Consider the following 19,585-nt stretch of genomic DNA (forward strand, 5'->3'; position numbering starts at 1 on the left):
GGAGTTCGTCTTCGCCGGACGACCGCGGCCGGGATTCCCCTTGATCCTCGACGACTCGATGACGCCCGCGCAGCCGTTCCACGACTACCTGCTGTACCGGTTGCTCGAGCGTGGCAAGACGCTGGATCCCAAGACTTGGGAGGCGTATGGGCGCCGGCTCTGGGATTTCGCCCGATTTCTGCAGGCGAACGATTGGAGCTGGAACGATCCATTCATGTCGGTTGGGCAGAGCGTCGTGCGTGTCTACCGCGACTGGCAGGCTCAAGACCTCAAACTGGACCCGGCAACCGTCAACGACCGGTTGAGGTTGGTTGCAGCGATGTACCAATGGGCACATGAGCGCGGGCGGATCGACCGCTTGCCCTTCGGCTGTTCCGATATCGCCGTGTACGGCATTGAGCATGACCTGGCCCACGTCACTGGCGGTCGCAAGACGTTGAGCCGTCCGGCAGTGCTGCTCAACGAATGGGACAAGGAACCCGCGTTCCTGACAGTAGACCAACTGAAGATCGCGCGGCAATCGATACGCTCTGCATCGCAACGGCTGCTGTTCGATCTGATGGCGCGGGTTGGTCTGCGCTCAGTCGAGGCACGCACCTTCCCTCTGTCGTACGTGTTTGATCCCAGTGCCCAAAAAGCTCTGAAGCCGGGCACCTTTATCGAAGTGCGCCTCGACCCGCGGGACATGGAGATCAAGTTGAACAAGGCCCGGGTCGTGCACGTGCCATACAGCCTGATGGAGGACATGTACGCATACACGACATACGAGCGCAACGGTCTCGTAGGAGCGGCGGAGCGTAAGGAACTGGTCCTGACGATCCACGGCCAGCGCTACAGCAAGGAAGCCGCGGTGAAGGTCTGCACGGATCTCAGCAACCGGGTCGGCTTCCGGGTACGCCCGCTCATGCTGCGTCACAGCTACGCGATTCATACCCTGCTGCTGTTGCGCAGCCGTCCCGAGATCAAGCTCGAGCCGCTCATGTACGTCCGCGATCGTCTCGGTCACGCGAGTGTCCAAACCACAATGGTGTACCTGCAGCAGATCGAGCGGCTGTTGGGCGCCGAGGCGCTGGCGATGATGGACGAGTTTGACAGGCTCTACGGGGTGAGCAAAGCCTTGGCCTCGGCGCCGCAGGTATCCACCGTTGATCCTTGACACTGAGCCACGCCATGGGCAGAACGAAGAACTACAACGTCAGCGAGAATCGCGCCGCGCCGGTCGGCGCCACATCGGCGTCACGCGAATCGCCGAGGGCCAGCGCCGACGACACCTGCATCGACATGGCGACGCTGTTGGGGCGAGAGGCCCGCTTCCCTCAGAGAATCAAGACGCTCGATCTTCGTGACTGGCTGGGACGTGGCATCGACGACTGGGTGTGCACATCCGGCTTCTGCCTCAAGGCGATGCTGCTCTCTGGCGCGCGCGCGACAGCCTCCGTCACCACGTACTTCGGGCAATTGCATTACCTGTTCGAGTACCTCACGGGCAGTTCGCAAACATCTGTGCCCCCGAGGCCGAAGCTCCCGTCGGACCTGTCTCCGCAACATGTCCAGCACTTCATCGGCTGGCTGCAGAAGCGGGCGCAGGCTGCAGATTGGAGACCGAGTTCGACGCGCAATACCTACCGGGCCGTCAAGACCGTACTCACCGAAATGTTCGTACAGGGCTTCATCGAGGGTGAGCCTTCGCGCTTTTTCCGGCACAGTGCGTTACCGTGGAGCTGCGAAGACAGTCTGCAAACTAGCCTGAGTGACGCGGAGCAAGAGCGCCTGGCCAAGGCTATCAAGTCCGATCTCGTTGATGTTCACCACGGCCGTCTGCCGCTGAAGCAAGGTGCCGTGCAGGGTCTCAGGCTATTGCTGGTGGCGCATCGCCAGGGGCTCAACCCGACGCCCCTGCTCGAGATGTGCCGTGACGCGTTGGCGCCGGGATTCCTGCCTGGCACGATCCGCATGCGCACTGCCAAGCACCGCAGCAAAAAGGTCCGTTCCAGTATCGGCCGCGCCGCTCTTGAACGGTGTGGCGCGACAATCTGGATGAGAGACGCGCGACAATCAGGATGAGAATGTCGCGGCGGGGTTGATGATGCCGATGTTGATTGGCGCTGACAAGCGTTTATTGATTGACGCGCAGTTTTTGATTGACGCTGGCGCGCGTGTGCCGCGCGACAATCAGGATGAGAACGGCGCCCGAGCCGGTGAGGACGATTGCGTAATGCGTGGCGATGGCCTGGAGCACACGCTTTACGCTGTCGCGTTTGATCTCGATGAGCATCGTGGAACGTCGCCGGCGTCCAATGCCGCCAAGCCGTCGCCGGGCAGAGCCTGCAGCGTTACGCTGCAGGCATTCTGTGCCGCGCGACAATCAGGATGAGAATGCTGCGGCGAGGTTGATGATGTCGATGTTGATTGACGCTGGCGAGCGTTGCCTGCCTGCCGCGCGTCAATCAGGATGAGAACAGCGCGTCAGTCGGTGAGATCGATTGCGTAACGCGTGACGATGGCCTGGAGCACACGCCTTACGCAGTGGCGTTTGCTCTCAATGAGCCTTGTCGAAGTGTCGCTGTTATCCAATGCCGCCAAGCCTTCGCCGAGCAGGGCCAGCATCGTAACGCGTGACGCGCAGGCTTCCTCACCAATGGCGTCTATAACGGCCCGTTTGCGGCGTAAGCGGTATGCGCGTTGCCGTTGTGCGGCCGTGCGTGCGATGGGCTTCGTCGTCGAACTATCGGATGTATCGTCACGCGTTACGAGCTGCAGATGTGCGTTGTGCTTCATTGCTGATCCTCCGGGCGCGGCGGCACGCCGACGTTGTTTGGTGTCGCGATACTGGCCGGGCGTCCCGGTCCCTGCTGCTTGCGCTCCAGGGCGGTACGCCTACGGTAGCTTTCGACGTTCAGTTCAAAGATCGTCGAGTGATGGACCAGCCGGTCGACGGCGGCTACCGTCATGGCCCGGTCGGGGAAGATACGGTCCCATTCGCCAAATGGTTGATTTGCAGTTAGCAAAAGAGAACGGTGCTCATACCTGGCGCTGATGAGCTCGAACAGCACCGACGTCTCGGCCTGATCCTTGCTGACGTATGCAAAGTCGTCCAGAATAAGGAGATCGAATCGATCCAGCCGGTTGATGGCGGACTCCAGCGACAGCTCGCGGCGTGCGACCTGCAACCGCTGCACGAGGTCGGTGGTACGGGCGAACAGGACCTTCCAGCCGTTCTCCAGCAGGCTCAGTCCAATGGCCGACGACAAGTGATCTCGTACCGACTGTCAACGCATGTTCGCGGCTTCGGAGCAGGGCTCTACGCCGGTTCGGGCATAGGCTGGTTGCGGCGAGACTGGCGGACCTCGAGCGGCACTTTGAATTGCGCAGCAACGATACGTTTGCCCTCTTGGACGGAAATCGAGTTACCTTCCTGATCTCGAAGCACGTACGGCTCGCCGGTCTTCAACACGCGATAGATCCGGTTGATCAAGCGCGTCGCAACTGCGCAGATGGCTTGCTTGTGGTGATGCCCTTTGTTCACCATAAGACGCCAGTACACGGCGGCAAGATCTGGATCGATCTTTCGTGCAACGTCCGCAGCGATGTACAGCGCCCGCTTGACGCGATCACTACCACTCTTTGTCAGCCTTTGACCGGGCTTCTCTATACCACCGGACGAACTTCTGGTAGGAAACATACCGCAGAATCCGCGTATGTGATCTTCGTTACGGAAGCGTTTCGCGTAGCCGAGTACGCCGATGAGCAGCGGAGCCAAGGTCGCCCCTATGCCAGGAATAGATCGAAGCGCATCGGACGGATGCACCCGCTGATAGATCTGCTCCACTTCACGCTCGATCGCGCGGACGTGGCGATCCCACAGTCGCAAATGTTCGACTTCTTGCGCCACCTCGAATTGCAAAGCGGTGAAATCGACGCTATCGCCGTGGAGCTCAATGGTCTCTTCGGCCGCTGCCTTAAGTTTCTCGACCAGCGAATCGATGAAGGGGCCGCTCTTGGGATGATTCCCTGAGGCGTGTTGTGACAGGAATCGGGCGAGCACATCGCGTCGCATGGCTACGACCTTGCGCGGATCCAACAGCTCGCCGAGAATTGCTAGCGTGAGTTGCGTGACCGTATCGGGCAACACAGGCTCAAGCGCCGGGCACGCCCAGCGGATGAGGTCAAGAACGCGGCGCCGCGCGGAACACACTAGCTCCTGATAGCGGTGACGCTGTTTGGTCAGTCGTTGTAGTGAATGTTGCTCGGGCCCTGGCACATGAACTGGGTCGAGGCCACGGCCACCAAAGCCGGGTATTGCGCCCAATACATGTGCATCGGCCGCGTCGGTCTTGGCATGCTCGCTGAGGTATTTGCGTAACGCCTTCACGCGCTGACCCTTGACCCGAATGACTTTGATTCCGGCACGCTGCAGCCAGTTGGCCACCGGAAACCATGCCATGCCGGTTGGCTCCATCACGGCTGTGATCGGCGTATCGGCGCCGACGCCGCTCTTGATGGCTGACACGAAACGCCTGAGGTCGGTTGACGTCAAACGGAAGCGGATCGGTTTGCCAATTGCACGTCCATCATCGAAGATCTGCGCGACCTGAACTGCACTTATTGCCAGATCGATGCCGACGGTCCGGTGACGCACGGGTGCATTGCTGATAGAAGCCATGAGTTATTGTTCTCCTTATCAACGAATCAGAGGGCTCGTCGCTGGGCAGCACTGCCAGGTGTTTCATTCGTGGCCGCTTGAAACTCGCAGATTCATGCGCCACCATCTCGTTACTCTTGCCTGCGCCAGCCCGAACCCCGCAACCATGGGCTTCACATCGTCGGGACGAACTTTGCGGGCTCTCCCACGTTCTTAAGGTCGCCGGGTCCGGTGCCCGCAGGCAAGAGTACCAGCGAGCGAGCGGGCGGAGTTGAACGGCGAGTCAGAAGCGACAGAAGCTCGGCCTCATACTCTTGCCCCTCGGCGTACGTCCTGCACCCCGATTCAGACAAGAAGCTATCGAATTCGACGGTGCGAAGGTCGACCCGCGATCACTTCGTCGAGGCGCCCTGAAGCCCTATCATCGACTTGCCCCTCGGCGTCAACCCCGCACTGCTATAGATACCTGCGACTTGCCGCCTCCGGACGGCCCCAGAAGAATCAGGTTGGCGCCGTTGCGCAGCCAGCCGTCGCCAGCGCAAAGCGCCGAGACGTGCGCTCTCGACACCATCGGCACCGCGTCGAAATCGAAGTTCTCCAGCGTCTTGCCCGGCAGCAGCCTGGCGTCCCTGAGGTGACGTTCGATGCGACGTCGATCGCGCTCGGCGATCTCGTGTTCGGCCAGCGCCATGAGCAGGCGCGCCGCGGGCCAGCCTTCCGTGTCGGAACGCTCGGCAAAGCTCGACCAGATCTGCTTGATGGCGGGCAGCCGCAAATCGTTGAGCAGCAGCGACAGGCGGGTGGCGTCGAATTCGTGATTCATGCTGCCACCTCCATTTGCAGGCCAAGCAGGGCCTCGTAGTCGCGCAACGAAGGCAGCTGGACGTTCACCTGCGGCAGGCTCGCGGGTTTCGCTTCGAAACGGGAACTCAGCGCGTGCAGATCGGGCAGTTGCCCGTCGGCCAGGCACTGCTCGAGTGCCTGCGCCAGTTGTGCCTCGCAGTTGCGCTCGTGGGCCAGGCTGAGCAGTTCAACCATGGTCTTGCATGCCGCACGCTCCGGCAGTTGCTCGCACAGGCGTTCGAAGGTCAATCGATAGGCCTCACGCGGAAAGACCTGATCGCGGTAGACCAGGTTGAGCAGCGCCATGGGCTTGCGGCGCAGCGCGTGGATGATGTGCCGGTAGTTGACGACGTGGCCGTGCTTGCCACTGGGACCCGGACGGCCGCGCTGCAGCGTCATCAGGGCGGTGCTGCCCAGGAACAGTTCCAGCCGGTCGTCATACAGCCGCACGCGCAGTCGATGACCGATCAGCCGGGACGGGACGGTATAGAACACCTTGCGCAGGACAAAGCCGCCGGTGGAGCTGACGTACACACGCGTTTGCTCGTAGTCCGTCGTGCGCTGCGGCGGCAGTGGCTGAAGCTGCGGGCGCTCGGCATCAATGCGCTTGCCATTGCGCGCGTTGATGCGACAGACGTGCTCGTCGATGAAGCGGCGATAGGTATCGAGGTCGTCGAAGTCTTTACTGCCGCGCAAAAGCAACGCATCACGCACCGCGTTCTTGAGGTGGCCGTGAGGGCTCTCGATGGAGCCGTTCTCATGGGCAACGCCGCGGTTGTTGCGCGTAGGCTGCATTCCGTAGTGAGCACAGAGCGCTTCGTAACGCGTGGTGAGATCGTCGCGCGCTTCGCGTTCCAGATTGCGGAACGCCGCCGACAGGCTGTCGCTGCGGTGCTCGCGCGGTGCGCCACCGAGCACCCACAACGCGTTCTGCAGCCCTTCGGCCAGCGCGACATAGCTCTCGCCGCCGAGGATGACGTGAGCGTGCTCAAAGCCCGAGCACGCCAGCCGGAAATGATACAGACGGTGGTCCAGCGCGACACCCGCCACGGTGACGCCCAGGCTGTCCATCTCGGTGAAGTCGGACAATCCGAGGCGACCGGGCTCGTGCACCTGGCGGAACATGACGTCACGCTCCTCGCCATGGAGTGCCCGCCAGTCGCGAATACGCCGCTCGAGCGTGCGACGCACGTTGCCCGGGAGGTCTGGATGGCGCCGAAGCATCTCGTCCAGTACGGCCACGGGCCGGATGCCGGGAGCGGACTGGAGCAGCGGGACGATCTCGGCGTCAAAGATTGCTGCCAGGGGATCAGCACGGCGACGCGTGCGTGGCGCCTTCTTCTTCGATGGCGGTCTTGGGTCCTGTTCGATGCGATAGGCAGTGGCGGCGCTGAACCCGGCGCGTGCGCCTGCCTTGGTCGGTTGTTCCTTGCTTCTGTACTTCATATAGAGCCTCATCTGGTGGTCGTTGACGTGACGCCCGGGCACCGTAGCCTCCCGTGAAATGGAAGGTTCCTTCATACCCGATCCACCGCGACCACCGACAAGGCTCCCCGACGACGGGGGGACTGTTCGGCGCGGCGTGGCGGCAGCGGTTTCCGGGCTACGCCCTCCACCGCTGCCGCCACGCCAGTTCTCATCCTGATTGACGCGCTGTTCTCATCTTGATTGACGCGCGATATGAACGGCAAGCGTCAACGCAACCGAGCGAGCCCCCCGCCGAGCAAGACCTTTGTTTCGACCTCTCTGAAGGCGCTGTGCTGCAGCAAGCCATCGCGAGCACCCGCGAGCTGGTGTGTGAGGCACCGCCCGCCCTGAAGCAGCGAATCTGGTTGTATCGCGCTGAAGCAAGTGCTGGGTCGATAAAGAGGGGCAACATCACCTGTCTCGACAGCAGGTCCCTCCGTAGGGCGATCCAAGGCGTCATCCAACGCCACAACCTGCTGGGAGACGACGGCCTGCCGTTGCGCCTCAATCTTAGTCGCCTGCGCAAAAGCCGCTTTGACCGCGCACTGCGTACCGCCGACGGCGACATCGCGACCACTGCCAACCTGATGGGTAACACGCCGAGGGTCGCCGGGGCGAACTACCCGTCGATGAACGCGGCGCGCAAGGCCGAAGCGGCGAGCTTCATGAACGGCGACTACACTGCTTTGATGCGGACCGAAGGTCAGGCGCCGAGGGGGCCCGAGATCCAGCCAGTGCAAGTGCGGCCCTTCAGGCTCGGCAAAGACGGCGCAAGCGCCTTGCCGACTCCGACGCCGGTCTCTGCGTGCTCGGATTCGATCAGCGGCGAGCACGCGCCGAATGACGGCCACAGCCACTGCGACCGCTACGTCATGTGCTTGTTCTGCTCGAGCTTTGCCATCGTCGGCACCGTGGACGAACTCTGGCGCCTGTTCAGCTTCCAGATGTTCGCGCAAGCCGAACTTGACTACCTTGACGAAGCCCTGGGTCCGGAGCGCACGGCCGACGGCCTGCTCGAGGACCTGCGTGATCGATACCGGGTGGCCATCCCCTATATCGACGATTTCACTCAGCGCCAGTTCGCGCGCAGCGGGGTCGCGCAGGCTCGTGCCAGGACCGCCTCAGGCCTGCACCCCTACTGGCAGCACCAGATGACCATGAGTAGCCGCGCACGCAGCCGTGTCTTAGCGCCGGAACCGCACGATGACGCATCGCAGAGCGTCGCTGTCGGACTGCAGGCTCGCAGAACGCGCCGGGCAGGACCCAGGGCATGAGTCACACCTCTGCCTTGGTCCTTGGTACGCCCCAAGAACACGCTGAAGACCTTGTCGTGCCGGTCGGCTCTATGCCGGCGCCACGTGCCCTGCGGGCCTTCGAGTTGCTGGCGGCTCAGCCGATCAGCTTGGTCGGCATCCCGCCGGCTGAGCGTGACGCCATCGTGGTGACCGCCGTGGCTGATGCCGCTGGCCACGAGCACCCAGTGAGCCGCTTCGGCGACCGCGTCTGGGACCTCGCGTCGGAGGTCGAGGCGAAGAACCGCAAGGGTTCGGCCTCGAAGATCGTCTGGCCGGACGATGTGCCGAACGCGCTGGTCGACGATGCCAAGGCGGCACTCTACTGCGCCCAGCGACGCGGCCCCCGTGGGCGGCAGTGGTCGGGTAGCTCTATTGCGGAGATTGGCCACAGGGCCGTCCAGGTGCTGAGGCACCTCGCACAATTGGGGCTGGGCGACTTCAGTCAGGTACGCGCGCTGCACCTGTCTGATCACATTACGGATCTGCGGCGCACGCTCAAGCCGATGTCCGTGCATAAGCGGCTGCAGATTATCGACCTCGTGTGGTCATTCCACATGGAAGTCCTGCACCCGTTGCCTGAGCACCCGTGGATGGGGCTTGCCCTCTGGGACGTATGTGGCGGTAACGAGGGCGACCGGGGGCCATCGGGCCGCACCGGCATGACCCCTGTGATTCCGCGCTCGGTGCAGCGCATACTCTTTGCTCACTGCGAAGCCAGCCTCGCTCAGGCAGAGGACCTGTTCTGGGCTCGAGACGCTGGTGAAGTCGGAGCCCCCAATCGCGCCGCGCTCACCGCGATCCGCAATGCGGTCCTGTATCTGCTGCAGATCTCTTCGGGAATGCGAAACTCGGAGAGCACCGGCGTCACCAGCGGGTGTTGGCGTACCGAACAGCGCAACGGCGTGACGTATCACTGGGTGCGCACGCGCGAGATCAAGACGACCGGCGGAGCCGAGGTCGACTTCCTGGTGCCCCCGGAGGCCATCAGCGCGCTCGAGATCCTGCAGCGCTACGCCGAACCGCTGCAGGCTCGGTTGGCCGACGAGGCACGATGGCTCGAAGACGTACTGGCACAGGGCCCCGATCTCACTGGTCACCTGAGTAACGGCATGAAGATGGCTGAGGCCGCGCACCGCCTGAACCATGTGCGTGGAATCGGCCGGCATCTGGTTCTGGGCCTGAACGTGAAAGCCTCTGACCACTTGGGAACCGGGTCGCGGGTCGAGGTGCTGAGCTCAACTTCCTGCGCCTACCAATTGAAGCAACTGGCTGTGGCTGCCGGGACGGAGTGGGACCTGGCCAACCATCAGTGCCGTCGCACCTTCGCCTACAACGTCGCAAACTCGCGTCTGGGGCGAATGGGCCTCGTCTTCCTGAAGTGGCAACTCAAACATGCGTCGATGTCGTGGACGCAGCTTTACGCCGCCAGCCCCTACCAGGATCACGCGCTATATCGTGAGTTCGAGGAGGAGATGTTCGAGGCGCGGCTGGGGCTGCTGGAAGGTTGGGCACATCCCGATGCACTGCTTAGCGGGGGCGCCGGCAAGAAGATCATGCAGACGCGGGCTCGTGCCGCACGAGACCTCAAGCAGCTCCTGAGACAAACGGCCGAGTCGGTCGAACTGCGCAGCACCGGACACGCGTGGTGCATCAGTGGCACGCACGGCTGTCACGGCCAAGGGGTGTACGATCCGTCAATGTGCGGTGGTTGCTCGCAGGCCATCATCGACCAGGGACAAGCATCTGCGTGGCAAATGATCCACCTGGACAACCTGCGGCTAGCGGCGATCACCGATTGCGGCCCCGTCGTGGCCGACAAGGCGCGGCGGGCGGTCGAGCGCTCGAAGCAGGTGCTGCACAATCTCGGCTGCGCGCTGCCGACCGATGACCAGGCCCAGGCGTATACGGCCGCGCGGGAGGGCGCATGAGCACCCGTGCAGGCACCACGCCCGCCGAGCCCCAGACCGAGTCGGCGCCGCGTCGCCGGAGCAGAGGGAAGACGCGGGAGGAACTGCAACTGGCGATGCTGCGGGTCAAGAACAAGGGGCTGAAGCTGAGCATCTCCGCAGTTGCCACCGAGGCCGGCGTGAGCGCCGGCCTCATCCACAACACGTATCCCGACATCGCCGAAGAGATCCGCGCTCAAGTCGGTCGGGGCACTCGGCAGCAGCGCGACGCCAAGGTTGCGGAGGTCAAGGAAGTAAGAGGGCGGTTGAAGGCCCTGCGCATGGAGCGAGACGCTGCACTGGCCGACGTCGCGAGGCTGGCCTCAATCAATGAAACGCTGCGTCAGGAGGTCGCAATGTTGCGGGCGGCAGCTTCTGGAAAGATGGTCGTTTTGCCCCCTCAGATGGACGTTTAAGCCGTTTGCTTGGATCCCTTTGGTCTCGCCGCATTTTACCGGTGAAAGTCGGTCTAGCTGAGGCGCAGTCCCGATGAGATGGTTCGGACCAAGGTACGTCGCTCATGTTGCGTCGATCTGTCGGTGTTCCTGTCAAAGCCTACAGAACTCGCAACATCGAAGCGGCCGACCCCGGACATACGCCCTGGAATTGGCTCGACGCCAACACCAAGGGCGGTACGTCGTCGCGCGCAACGCGCACGAAGCCCTGACGGGTGAAATAGTTCTCCGCGGTCGTGGTGAGGAGCACTAGCGACCGGACTTGTAGCGAATGACACGCGGCGACTAGCTGCGACACGATACGCTGCCCCACACCAGAACCGCGGGCATGTTCCGCCACCGCAATGGAGCGCAAAAGCGCAGCGTCGCGGTAATGCTCAATGCCGCCGCACCCGCACATCGTCGAACCTTCCATTGCGACCACAAAATCCTGCAAATGATCGCTCACACCGACGACAGGCAGACCGCATTGATGCAGCAGGGTTTCAATCGACGCCAGGTCATCGACAGTGGCGGGACGGATCTCCATTTGTCACTCCTTGGACGGGGTTCTAGATGCTCCGCTGGTTCACGCGCTTCGACAGTTCCTCTGCGCTTTCCTTTCGCTCGCTGTACCGATCGACCAGATAGGGACCGATGTCCCGGGTCAGCAAAGTGAACTTCACCAACTCTTCCATGACGTCGACAACACGATCGTAATAGGACGACGGCTTCATTCGGCCTGCTTCGTCGAATTCAGCGAACGCCTTGGCCACCGACGACTGGTTCGGGATGGTCAGCATGCGCATCCAGCGCCCCAGCACGCGCATCTGGTTCACCGCGTTGAACGATTGCGAGCCGCCGCTCACCTGCATCACCGCAAGCGTTTTGCCCTGCGTCGGCCGAACCGCACCGACCGACAGCGGAATCCAGTCGATCTGTGACTTCATGATCCCGGTCATCGCGCCGTGTCGTTCCGGCGAGCACCAGACCATCCCTTCCGACCACATTACCAGCTCGCGCAGTTCGACCACCTTCGGATGACTCTCGGGCGCGTCATCGGGCAGCGGCAGGCCGCTCGGATTGAACACGCGCACCTCGGCGCCCATCGCCGTCAGCAGGCGCTCGGCTTCCTCGACCAGCAGGCGGCTGAACGAACGCTCACGCAGCGAACCGTAAAGCAGCAGGAGCCGCGGCGGATGAGTGGAAGGCGCCGCAGGCCGCAGTTCAGCGGCGTCCGGCACGCGAAAATGTGTTGCGTCGAGCTGCGACAGGTCTTTCAGTTGCTCAGACACGCTTGCCCTCCGCATTGATCACGACCTCGCCGTCCTCCTTGGTGAACGATCCTTTCTGCGGGTTCGGCAGAATGTCCAGAACAGCTTCCGACGGCCGGCAAAGCTTCGTGCCGATCGGCGTGACCACGATGGGCCGGTTCATCAGAATCGGATGCTGCCCGATGAGATCGAGCAACTGCTCATCGGTCCACTTCGGATCATCAAGGCCGAGTTCCGCATAAGGCGTGCCCTTCTCACGCAGTACCTCGCGTACGGTCAGGCCCGCGTCAGCCAGCAGCTTGACTAGCGTTTCTCGCGACGGCGGCGTCTTGAGGTACTCGATAATGATAGGCTCCTCGCCGCTGTTACGGATCAGGGCCAGCGTGTTGCGCGACGTGCCGCAGTTGGGGTTGTGGTAGATGGTGATATCAGTCATGTCGAGATTTCTCTGTTCGTATCAAGCGCGGCACTCGTACCAGCCCTTCGACTGGTTCACGATGCGCACCACCAGCAGCATGACCGGCACTTCGATCAGCACGCCGACGACAGTGGCCAGCGCCGCACCAGAGTGGAAACCGAACAGACTGATCGCGGCCGCGACGGCCAGTTCGAAGAAGTTCGACGCGCCGATCAGTGCCGACGGGCACGCGATGTTGTGCTTCTCTCCGACAGCGCGGTTGAGCCAGTAGGCCAGCGCCGAATTGAAGAACACCTGGATTAGGATCGGCACCGCGAGCAGCGCGATCACCAGCGGTTGTTTCAGGATCGCTTCGCCTTGGAACGCGAACAGCAGCACGAGCGTCGCGAGCAGCGCGGCGATCGACCACGGGCCGATCTTCGCCATTGCAGCATCGAATGCCGCCTGCCCCTTCGCGAGCAGCACCTTGCGCCAGATCTGCGCGAGGATCACCGGGATGACGATGTAGAGCACCACCGACGTGAGCAGCGTCGCCCACGGCACCGTGATTGCGGACATGCCGAGCAGCAACCCGACCAGCGGTGCGAACGCGATCACCATGATGCTGTCATTCAGCGCGACCTGCGACAACGTGAACAGCGGATCGCCGCCCGTCAGCCGGCTCCACACGAACACCATCGCCGTGCAAGGCGCAGCGGCCAGCAGGATCAGGCCCGCGATGTAGCTGTCGAGCTGGTCGGCCGGCAGCATCGGCGCGAACAGATGGCGGATAAACAGCCAGCCGAGAAACGCCATCGAGAACGGCTTGACGAGCCAGTTCACGATGAGCGTGACGCCGATGCCTTTGACGTGCTGACGCACTTCATGCAACGCGCCGAAGTCGACCTTGACCAGCATCGGGATGATCATCACCCAGATCAACAACCCGACCGGGAGGTTGACCTGCGCGTACTCCATCCGGCCGATTTGCTGGAACAGGCCGGGCAGCACCTGGCCGAGCGCGATGCCGGCGACGATACACAGCGCAACCCAGACGGTCAGATAGCGTTCGAAGAAATTGATGGCAGGCTTTGCGACGGCCTTGCCCGGTGGGGCGACGTTGGATGTATTCATTGGGCGATGTTCAGTCTTAAGGTCGTTGGCAGTCGCTCGTTTCTGCAGACCGCTATGCGAATGATTAGTTTTGCGAGATCTCGATCAGCGCCGTCTGGAGTCCGGCATTGCTCATGCGATCGAGCGGCAGCGCGAGCAACTGCAGCATGCGATAGCCGATTGCCTGGCGCGTGAGTTCAAAGGCGAGGCGCTTGCCTTCGTCCCCGCCCGTTGCGTTCGACGGATCGGCATAGCCCCAGTGCACGTTGACGGGGCTGCCGGGCCAGTACGGGCACGTCTCGGCCGCTGCGCTGTCGCATACCGTGATGACGACGCGCATTTCCGGCGCGCCGTCGCCGACGAACTCGTCCCAGCTCTTGCTGCGATATCCGTCGACGTCGACACCGGCGTTCGTCAACGCTTCCAGCGCGAACGGATTGAGGCGACCGCTCGGCGCGCTGCCGGCGCTGTACGCGCGCACGTCCTTGCCAAGCTTCGCGGCCCAATGATTCAGCATCCCTTCCGACAGCACGCTTCGCGCCGAATTGTGGGTGCAGAGAATCAGTACATTCGTGGTCATGTCAGAGCATCCGGATTTACTGTTGGCCGATTTCGCGCACTGACTTCTGCAGCGCGACGTTGTCGAGTTCGGTGATAGGCAATGACAGCAGCAGGTCGATCCGACGCTTCAACGTCAGCGCGGCGTCGTGCATGGCCTGTTGCTTCTGTTCGTCAGAGCCCTCGACTTCGGCCGGATCGGGCACGCCCCAATGCGCGATGATCGGTTGACCGGGCCAGATGGGGCAGACTTCGCCAGCGGCCTTGTCGCACACGGTGAACACAAAATCGAGCGTTGGCGCGCCAGGTGCGGCGAACTCGTCCCAGTTCTTGCTCCGATACCCGTCGGTTGGCAAATGCCAGCGCGCGAGCTCGCGCAGTGCGAACGGATTCACCTCGCCTTTCGGATGACTGCCGGCGGAGAAGGCGACGAAGCGCCCATTGCCAAGCTGGTTCATCAGGCCTTCGGACAGGATCGATCGGGCGGAATTGCCGGTGCAGATGAACAGCACGTTGTAGGGCTTGTCGCTCATGGATGGACCTCAGCAGCAGGATGATTTCACCGGCACGCCGATCGGCTTGCCGCGTGCAGGGGAACAGCAAGCAGAAGCTTCGGCATTCGATTCAGCCGACTGCGAGTTGCGCGATTCACCGAAGGTCGGAACGTCTCCGAGCGTCTGATACGTCTCCCAAGCGATGCCTTGCGGGTCGACGGCCCAGTACTTGTCGGAGCGCGCGTAACAGCACGCCGTGCCGATTTGCTCGTCGACGGGCACCGCGGCGCCGCTCAGGCGTGCGTGCATTTCGGCAAGCTCGGCCTCGTTCTCGACCTGAACGCCGAGATGATCGAGCCCCGGCGCGGCGCCGCGCTGCGAGATCGCGAAATTGACGCGTGGATCGTCGAGCATCCACTTGGCGTAATCGACCTTTTCAACGGTGGGCTGGCTCGCGAATAGCGCCGAATAAAACCGGATGCTGGCCGTCAGATCTTCGACGGAGAGGTGGATGTGCAGACGTTTCACGACGCGTTCTCCTTTGAGGGCTTGCAGCCACCGGCCCCGATGGGTGTGCAGGGATTGCCCCCGCAGCAGTTTTCGGTCAGAAAGCCCAGCAGATCGTTCATCGCCGCGTAGTTGGCCGAATAGATCATGAAGCGGCCACGCTGCTCGACCGTGACGAGATTCGCGTAGGTGAGCTCTTTCATATGAAAGGACAACGACGAGGGAGCGATGCCCAGCCGTTCGGCAATCTGACCGGCAGGCAGCCCCCCGGGGCCCGCTTCCACGAGTAGTCGAAAGACGGCCAGCCGGGATTCCTGAGCCAAGGCGCCGAGGGCGCGGACGACAGAGTTCGTTTCCATGTTTCAATCATAGTTGAAATATTGAACATTGCACAGCCTCTCCGCGCACCGATCGAACGACGCCGCCATCCGGCAACAAAAAGCGGCGCGACAGCGGTTGAGCCGCCATCGCGCCGCGTTGCATCCGAAATCAACCAAGTGCACTCAGGTTGCGTCGATACGTCGGCTCTTGAAGCTCACGGTTTCCTTGAAATCCTGAACCGACCCCACCCGGCGCAGGTTCGCCCACGTGCCCTTGTAGTACGGCACGACGTTCCGGTCCGTCCATGGGGTCGTCACGTTGCCCATGATCCCGTTGAAATGCCCGAACTGCATGAACGTCTGGCCATGCTTGATCGCGGGCTCGAGGTAGGCCATCGCGTAGGTCGAACCATAATCGTTATAGACCTCGACGACGTCACCGGACGTGATGCCGAGCGAACGCGCGTCGTCCGGGTTGAGCTCGAGAAAAGCCATCGGCACGCGTTCGCGCACGAACTCGTTGTACTGGTCGTGATAAAGGGTCTGCCAGACTTCGTTGACGCGGCCGTTGTTGATCCAGAATTTGTACTTCGCCTTCTGATCCGCCACCGGCTTCGGCAGGCCAGTCCACTTGGCCGGCTTGAATTGCGCTTTGCCATCGGCCGTGTCGAACTTGCCGTCCATGTAGAGCATTTCGGTTCCGATCAGCTTGCCGCCTTCGAATGACTTGGCGGGCAACTGGACACCGTTGTTGCCCATCGCGCGAAGCCGCGCGTAGGTCACCAGATTGCCGGTCTTGCCGCCCTGACTGTCGATTGGTCCGACGCCGGCTTGGCCCGCCTGCCGGAAGCCGTCATTGAATGCGTCTTCTTCGGTTTTCCAGTCGAAGCCGGCAAACCGGGCGGCCATGTCGCTCTTCCCTTCGGCCTCGTACATCCGCTTGAGCGTGTTCGCGATCGCGGCTGCAATTAGGCAGTCCGGCATCGCGGAGCCGGGCGGGTCCATGAAGCGCTCGGAGAGTCGCATGCGTCGCTCGCCGTTCATTGACGTCAGGTTCATCTCGCCGGGGTGTGCCGCCGGCAACATCAGATGTGCCGCTTCGGCAAGCTTGGTCGGATAGAGGTTGATGTTCGCGAAGAACAGCCCGCCCTTGTTCTTCACGGCGTCATAGGCGACGTCGACGAGCTGCGCAGTCGAAGCGCCACGCTCGCGCGACATTGCTTCGCGCACAATGCCGGCACGGTGCAAGATGACCGCGCGATGTTCTTCCGCGTTCAATGTCGTCTGGAATGGATTCGCGCCCCAGGCCGTGTACATCATGCCCTTGCCGTGAATGATCTCCTGGTCGACGTAGATCTTCATGTTGCCGGGATACGGAGGCCGTGTGTAGCCTTCCTGGTGTCCGCCCATCCGGACGACGCCGGTGCCGCGCCGACCGACGTTGTGCGTCGCGAGCACGACGTCGACCAACGCAGATTGGATCAGGTAGTTGTCGTTACCCCAGATGATCCCCTTTTCATAGGCGTGCATGGTCCTCGGGCGGTGCCCCGATGCCTTGGGTTTGTACGCCCATTCGGCCGCCTGCTTCAGACGCTCGACCGGCACACCGGTAATACGACTGGTTTCATCCAGCGACAAGCGGTTCGTCTTCAAGGCATCGTCAAAGGCGCTGGTGTATTCCGCAACGAAGGCCTTGTCGTGCCATCCCTGATCTACCACGTAGGTCAGCAAGCCGTCGAACAGCGCGATATCCGTACCGGGCTCAATGTCCAGATGCAAGACGTTCTGTTTGCCGGCGACCTTCTCGGCGATCGCAACCGTGGTGGTGCGTCGCGGGTCGACGAAGATGATCTTGGCGGCTGCGACACTCTCGCCGGGGAAGCGCTGCTTGCGCTTGTCGATGGTCTGCCCCTGCAGGTTCGGCAGCCAGTGGGCAAGGAAGTAGTTCGTCTGCGTTTCATATGAGTTGCAGCCGATCGCCATGATGACGTCGGCCAGCTCGGCGTCCTCATAGCTGTTGTTCAACTCGCCGATGCCCATTTCACGTGTGGCATGGCACTCCGAGTTGTAGGCCGGCCGGTTGTGGATGCGCACGAGCGGCGTCTTGAGCGCGGTGAACATCAGCTTGCCCGTTCCCCATGTGTTCTCGAAGCCGCCACCAGCACCACCGTGGTCGAAGCAATCGAAAGCGAGCACCGACGGGCCGTCGCGATCGAGGATCTTCTTGGTCAGGCCGGCATACAGCGCGAGCGCGTCTTCCCAGCTCGTATCCATCCATTGATCGGACAGATATATGCGAGGGCTGCGCAAGCGCTCTTTGGCGACGCCACCATCGGGGTTGTACATGACCTTCGCAAGCTGTCCGCCGCGTGTCGACGACAAGCCACGGTTGACGCTGCAGGTCTTGTCCGGCACGACCATGATGTTGTACCGGCGACCGTCCTTGTCGGTGATCGTGTTTTGCATCGCCGGCGTCATGACGATCGACAACGGCGGCAACTGGGTGCGGAAATCCAGCCCCAATGCGTTCTGGTTCGGTGCTCGTCCGCCTTCGACGTTTTCGGGCCATTTGAACACGTGGTATCCGCATCCGACGATGCAGAAGTGGCAGGTCAGATTCGTGCGCTGGGCCTGAACGGGCGGCAGTGCCACCCGATCCTTGTTGGTAGCCATGATCGTTCCCTCTACAGCAGGTTGGCTTGGCGGCCGTAAATCAACCCATCCACTGCAATCGCGCGTACCGTGCCATTGCTGGCGTTGTAGTCGAGCACGATCGAGGGAAGCTTTTCCGTTGCCTGTCCCGAAATCATCTGACCGGCTTTTTCAGCATCGAACTTGCTGAAGTGGCAAGGGCAATTGAATTCGCGTGTGGTGCCATCGTATGCAACCGGACAGCCCATGTGGGTGCACAACACGCTGAACGCGACGATGTCTTTATCGGGGCCGACGCCACCGGGGACGGGGGTCCGCATCTTGACTACCGCACATGGCGATGACGCATCCGGAAAGGTAAACGCGAGGGGTACGTTTGGTCGCAATTGCCCGGCGCGTGCGATCACTTTCGGGGTATAGGGCAGCGTCGTTCGTCCGGCGTCGACCTGAGCGGCCTGTGCCGATGGAGCCCCAGCCACGGTTACGCCGGCGGCTGCCCCGCCAGTGAGTTTGAGAAATTGCCTGCGGTTAAGACCCATGGTCTCCTCCATTTCGACATTTGATAGGCGGATTGCTTGATCGCATGTACGAACTGGATTCCAATCGAAATGGTGGCGGACGCAACTTCTTGTATGAAGTGCGGCACCCAGATTTTTATATTTCTTGAATTATTGATTCGGGTGTAGAGCAAACCTTTCAGAATTTCAAGGTGCACGGGCGAGCAAAAGCCATGCCGCCGGGTTTACGTGGACATCGCACGAGCGGGCGTCTCGGTTTTCTGCACCCCTCATGATCCACGCCGAACGGTGTCACTGGCTTCGTGCCCCGTCCGCCAGTTGAATTTTTGTTCGTGGATGCAATACTTCAAAGATTCGCCACGAAGCGTCACACTGCACCATGCCTGCCTCGATTACCTGCCTTACACGGCCTCTCGTCTGCGACGATTCAGGCTTGCGCTTTTCTGCATATGGTCATGGCTGGGGATACGTCGCAGTCAGACTTCCGGCAGCCGTCGTGTGCGACAAGCTCGGCGCCGGCGCAACGACTCCTGACCATTTGCTCGCGACATTCGAACTCCACCAGGAGCAAATCGCACGTGCTATCAGTCGACATCAATTGCCGAACTATGGCGAGGCCATTCAACTCGACGCGTCGGACTTCTAGGGCGATGTGGCACCAAGGCTTGGTCTGACTGCGGATCATTTACGCGGTTGCCCAAAGACTACGTACGACGAATCCCTACGCAGGTGGTCCAGAACGAATAGTCGAGGCGAATTCCTCGGACAGTACGGATATCCTGGAAACGCGCATGGCAAGAATCTCATCCTTTCCTTGACCCTCCCATGGTTGGAAGGTGAACACTGCAATTAGCGGCATTGGTCCGGTGGCACCGTGCGCAAACCAAGCTGCTTTAATGCGGGAGCAACTGCTATGTCGTGTTCGCTGCGGGACGACGTGCTGGCCGTCTTCGCCCGGTCGTGCGAAGAAGGAGAGTTCGAAGTCGCGGAACATCTGCTTTGCGCAATCGAAGTCATTGCACTGCAGTCACTCGATTTCGAGCAGCTTGATGTCGCATACGCATTTTTGGGACGAAGCCTGACGAACGGCCAGACAGGAAGTCATTGAATCAAATCCATATTTTT

20 protein-coding genes and 2 pseudogenes are annotated in these 19,585 nt (G+C 61.7%); 6 read left to right on the forward strand and 16 right to left on the reverse strand.

From position 1 onward, the window contains the following. Positions 1–40 precede the first annotated feature (40 nt). Positions 41–1,156, forward strand: coding sequence for a site-specific integrase (locus DCN14_RS35935; RefSeq protein WP_021156948.1), 1,116 nt, complete (start codon positions 41–43; stop codon positions 1,154–1,156). 14 nt (positions 1,157–1,170) lie between these two features. Next, positions 1,171–2,064, forward strand: a complete 894-nt coding sequence (locus tag DCN14_RS35940; RefSeq protein ID WP_240327527.1) for a hypothetical protein — start codon at positions 1,171–1,173, stop codon at positions 2,062–2,064. Between the two features lie 52 nt (positions 2,065–2,116). Here the strand turns inward: DCN14_RS35940 and DCN14_RS38240 are convergent, their stop codons facing one another. The 6 genes and pseudogenes from DCN14_RS38240 to istA form a co-directional block, all read right to left on the reverse strand. After that, positions 2,117–2,275, reverse strand: coding sequence for a hypothetical protein (locus DCN14_RS38240; RefSeq protein ID WP_162826291.1), 159 nt, complete (start codon positions 2,273–2,275; stop codon positions 2,117–2,119). 191 nt (positions 2,276–2,466) lie between these two features. Continuing rightward, complete coding sequence (locus DCN14_RS35945; protein WP_096509064.1) at positions 2,467–2,778, reverse strand: hypothetical protein; 312 nt, start codon at positions 2,776–2,778, stop codon at positions 2,467–2,469. After that, positions 2,775–3,254: pseudogene (locus tag DCN14_RS35950) on the reverse strand (ATP-binding protein); the annotation flags it as partial. The pseudogene DCN14_RS35950 and the gene DCN14_RS35945, both read right to left, overlap by 4 nt. 47 nt (positions 3,255–3,301) lie before the next feature. Then, positions 3,302–4,663 carry an IS110 family transposase gene (locus tag DCN14_RS35955; protein WP_011875602.1) on the reverse strand — a complete coding sequence of 454 codons (1,362 nt, stop codon included), beginning with the start codon at positions 4,661–4,663 and terminating at the stop codon, positions 3,302–3,304. Positions 4,664–5,093: 430 nt separating this feature from the next. Further along, positions 5,094–5,465: pseudogene (locus DCN14_RS35960) on the reverse strand (ATP-binding protein); the annotation flags it as partial. Further along, a complete protein-coding gene (istA, locus tag DCN14_RS35965) occupies positions 5,462–6,943 on the reverse strand; it encodes an IS21 family transposase (protein WP_096509060.1) in 1,482 nt (493 codons plus the stop codon). The gene istA and the pseudogene DCN14_RS35960, both read right to left, overlap by 4 nt. Before the next feature lie 299 nt (positions 6,944–7,242). Here istA and DCN14_RS35970 point away from each other — a divergent pair, with 299 nt between their 5' ends. Genes DCN14_RS35970 through DCN14_RS35980 form a run of 3 tightly spaced genes read left to right on the forward strand, consistent with a single transcriptional unit; the run spans position 7,243 to position 10,609 of the window. Continuing rightward, positions 7,243–8,226, forward strand: a complete 984-nt coding sequence (locus DCN14_RS35970) for a hypothetical protein (protein ID WP_240327529.1) — start codon at positions 7,243–7,245, stop codon at positions 8,224–8,226. Continuing rightward, on the forward strand, positions 8,223–10,175 hold the full coding sequence (locus DCN14_RS35975) for an integrase (RefSeq protein ID WP_012218097.1): 1,953 nt from the start codon (positions 8,223–8,225) through the stop codon (positions 10,173–10,175). Before DCN14_RS35970 ends, DCN14_RS35975 begins: the two co-directional genes overlap by 4 nt. Then, positions 10,172–10,609 carry a hypothetical protein gene (locus DCN14_RS35980; protein ID WP_012218096.1) on the forward strand — a complete coding sequence of 146 codons (438 nt, stop codon included), beginning with the start codon at positions 10,172–10,174 and terminating at the stop codon, positions 10,607–10,609. The genes DCN14_RS35975 and DCN14_RS35980 overlap by 4 nt, the downstream gene beginning before the upstream one ends. Positions 10,610–10,748: 139 nt before the next feature. Here DCN14_RS35980 and arsN2 read toward each other — a convergent pair whose 3' ends face one another. The 10 genes from arsN2 to DCN14_RS36030 form a co-directional block, all read right to left on the reverse strand. Continuing rightward, complete coding sequence (gene arsN2, locus DCN14_RS35985) at positions 10,749–11,177, reverse strand: arsenic resistance N-acetyltransferase ArsN2 (RefSeq protein ID WP_012218095.1); 429 nt, start codon at positions 11,175–11,177, stop codon at positions 10,749–10,751. A gap of 22 nt (positions 11,178–11,199) precedes the next feature. Next, entirely contained in the window at positions 11,200–11,937 is a 738-nt protein-coding gene (gene arsH / locus DCN14_RS35990; protein WP_012218094.1) for an arsenical resistance protein ArsH, read from the reverse strand. Then, entirely contained in the window at positions 11,915–12,337 is a 423-nt protein-coding gene (gene arsC, locus DCN14_RS35995) for an arsenate reductase (glutaredoxin) (RefSeq protein ID WP_012218093.1), read from the reverse strand. The genes arsH and arsC overlap by 23 nt, the downstream gene beginning before the upstream one ends. Before the next feature lie 21 nt (positions 12,338–12,358). After that, entirely contained in the window at positions 12,359–13,432 is a 1,074-nt protein-coding gene (gene arsB, locus DCN14_RS36000; RefSeq protein ID WP_012218092.1) for an ACR3 family arsenite efflux transporter, read from the reverse strand. Positions 13,433–13,496: 64 nt separating this feature from the next. Then, positions 13,497–13,991 (reverse strand): arsenate reductase ArsC, encoded by a 495-nt coding sequence (locus DCN14_RS36005; RefSeq protein ID WP_021156950.1) that lies wholly within the window; start codon positions 13,989–13,991, stop codon positions 13,497–13,499. Between the two features lie 16 nt (positions 13,992–14,007). Beyond that, positions 14,008–14,502 carry an arsenate reductase ArsC gene (locus DCN14_RS36010; RefSeq protein WP_012218090.1) on the reverse strand — a complete coding sequence of 165 codons (495 nt, stop codon included), beginning with the start codon at positions 14,500–14,502 and terminating at the stop codon, positions 14,008–14,010. A gap of 9 nt (positions 14,503–14,511) precedes the next feature. Next, the gene (locus DCN14_RS36015) at positions 14,512–14,991 is read right to left on the reverse strand and encodes an ArsI/CadI family heavy metal resistance metalloenzyme (protein WP_012218089.1); all 480 of its coding nucleotides are present in this window, start codon (positions 14,989–14,991) and stop codon (positions 14,512–14,514) included. Then, positions 14,988–15,329, reverse strand: coding sequence for a metalloregulator ArsR/SmtB family transcription factor (locus tag DCN14_RS36020; RefSeq protein WP_012218088.1), 342 nt, complete (start codon positions 15,327–15,329; stop codon positions 14,988–14,990). The genes DCN14_RS36015 and DCN14_RS36020 overlap by 4 nt, the downstream gene beginning before the upstream one ends. Positions 15,330–15,473: 144 nt before the next feature. After that, positions 15,474–17,963 (reverse strand): arsenate reductase (azurin) large subunit, encoded by a 2,490-nt coding sequence (locus DCN14_RS36025; RefSeq protein ID WP_012218087.1) that lies wholly within the window; start codon positions 17,961–17,963, stop codon positions 15,474–15,476. Positions 17,964–17,974: 11 nt separating this feature from the next. Then, positions 17,975–18,481 carry an arsenate reductase (azurin) small subunit gene (locus tag DCN14_RS36030; protein WP_012218086.1) on the reverse strand — a complete coding sequence of 169 codons (507 nt, stop codon included), beginning with the start codon at positions 18,479–18,481 and terminating at the stop codon, positions 17,975–17,977. Between the two features lie 892 nt (positions 18,482–19,373). Here DCN14_RS36030 and DCN14_RS36040 point away from each other — a divergent pair. Further along, the gene (locus DCN14_RS36040) at positions 19,374–19,568 is read left to right on the forward strand and encodes a hypothetical protein (RefSeq protein ID WP_012464904.1); all 195 of its coding nucleotides are present in this window, start codon (positions 19,374–19,376) and stop codon (positions 19,566–19,568) included. The last annotated feature ends 17 nt before the right edge of the window (positions 19,569–19,585 follow it).

The sequence above is a fragment of the Burkholderia sp. IDO3 genome (assembly GCF_003366075.1).
GTDB lineage: Bacteria > Pseudomonadota > Gammaproteobacteria > Burkholderiales > Burkholderiaceae > Burkholderia > Burkholderia anthina.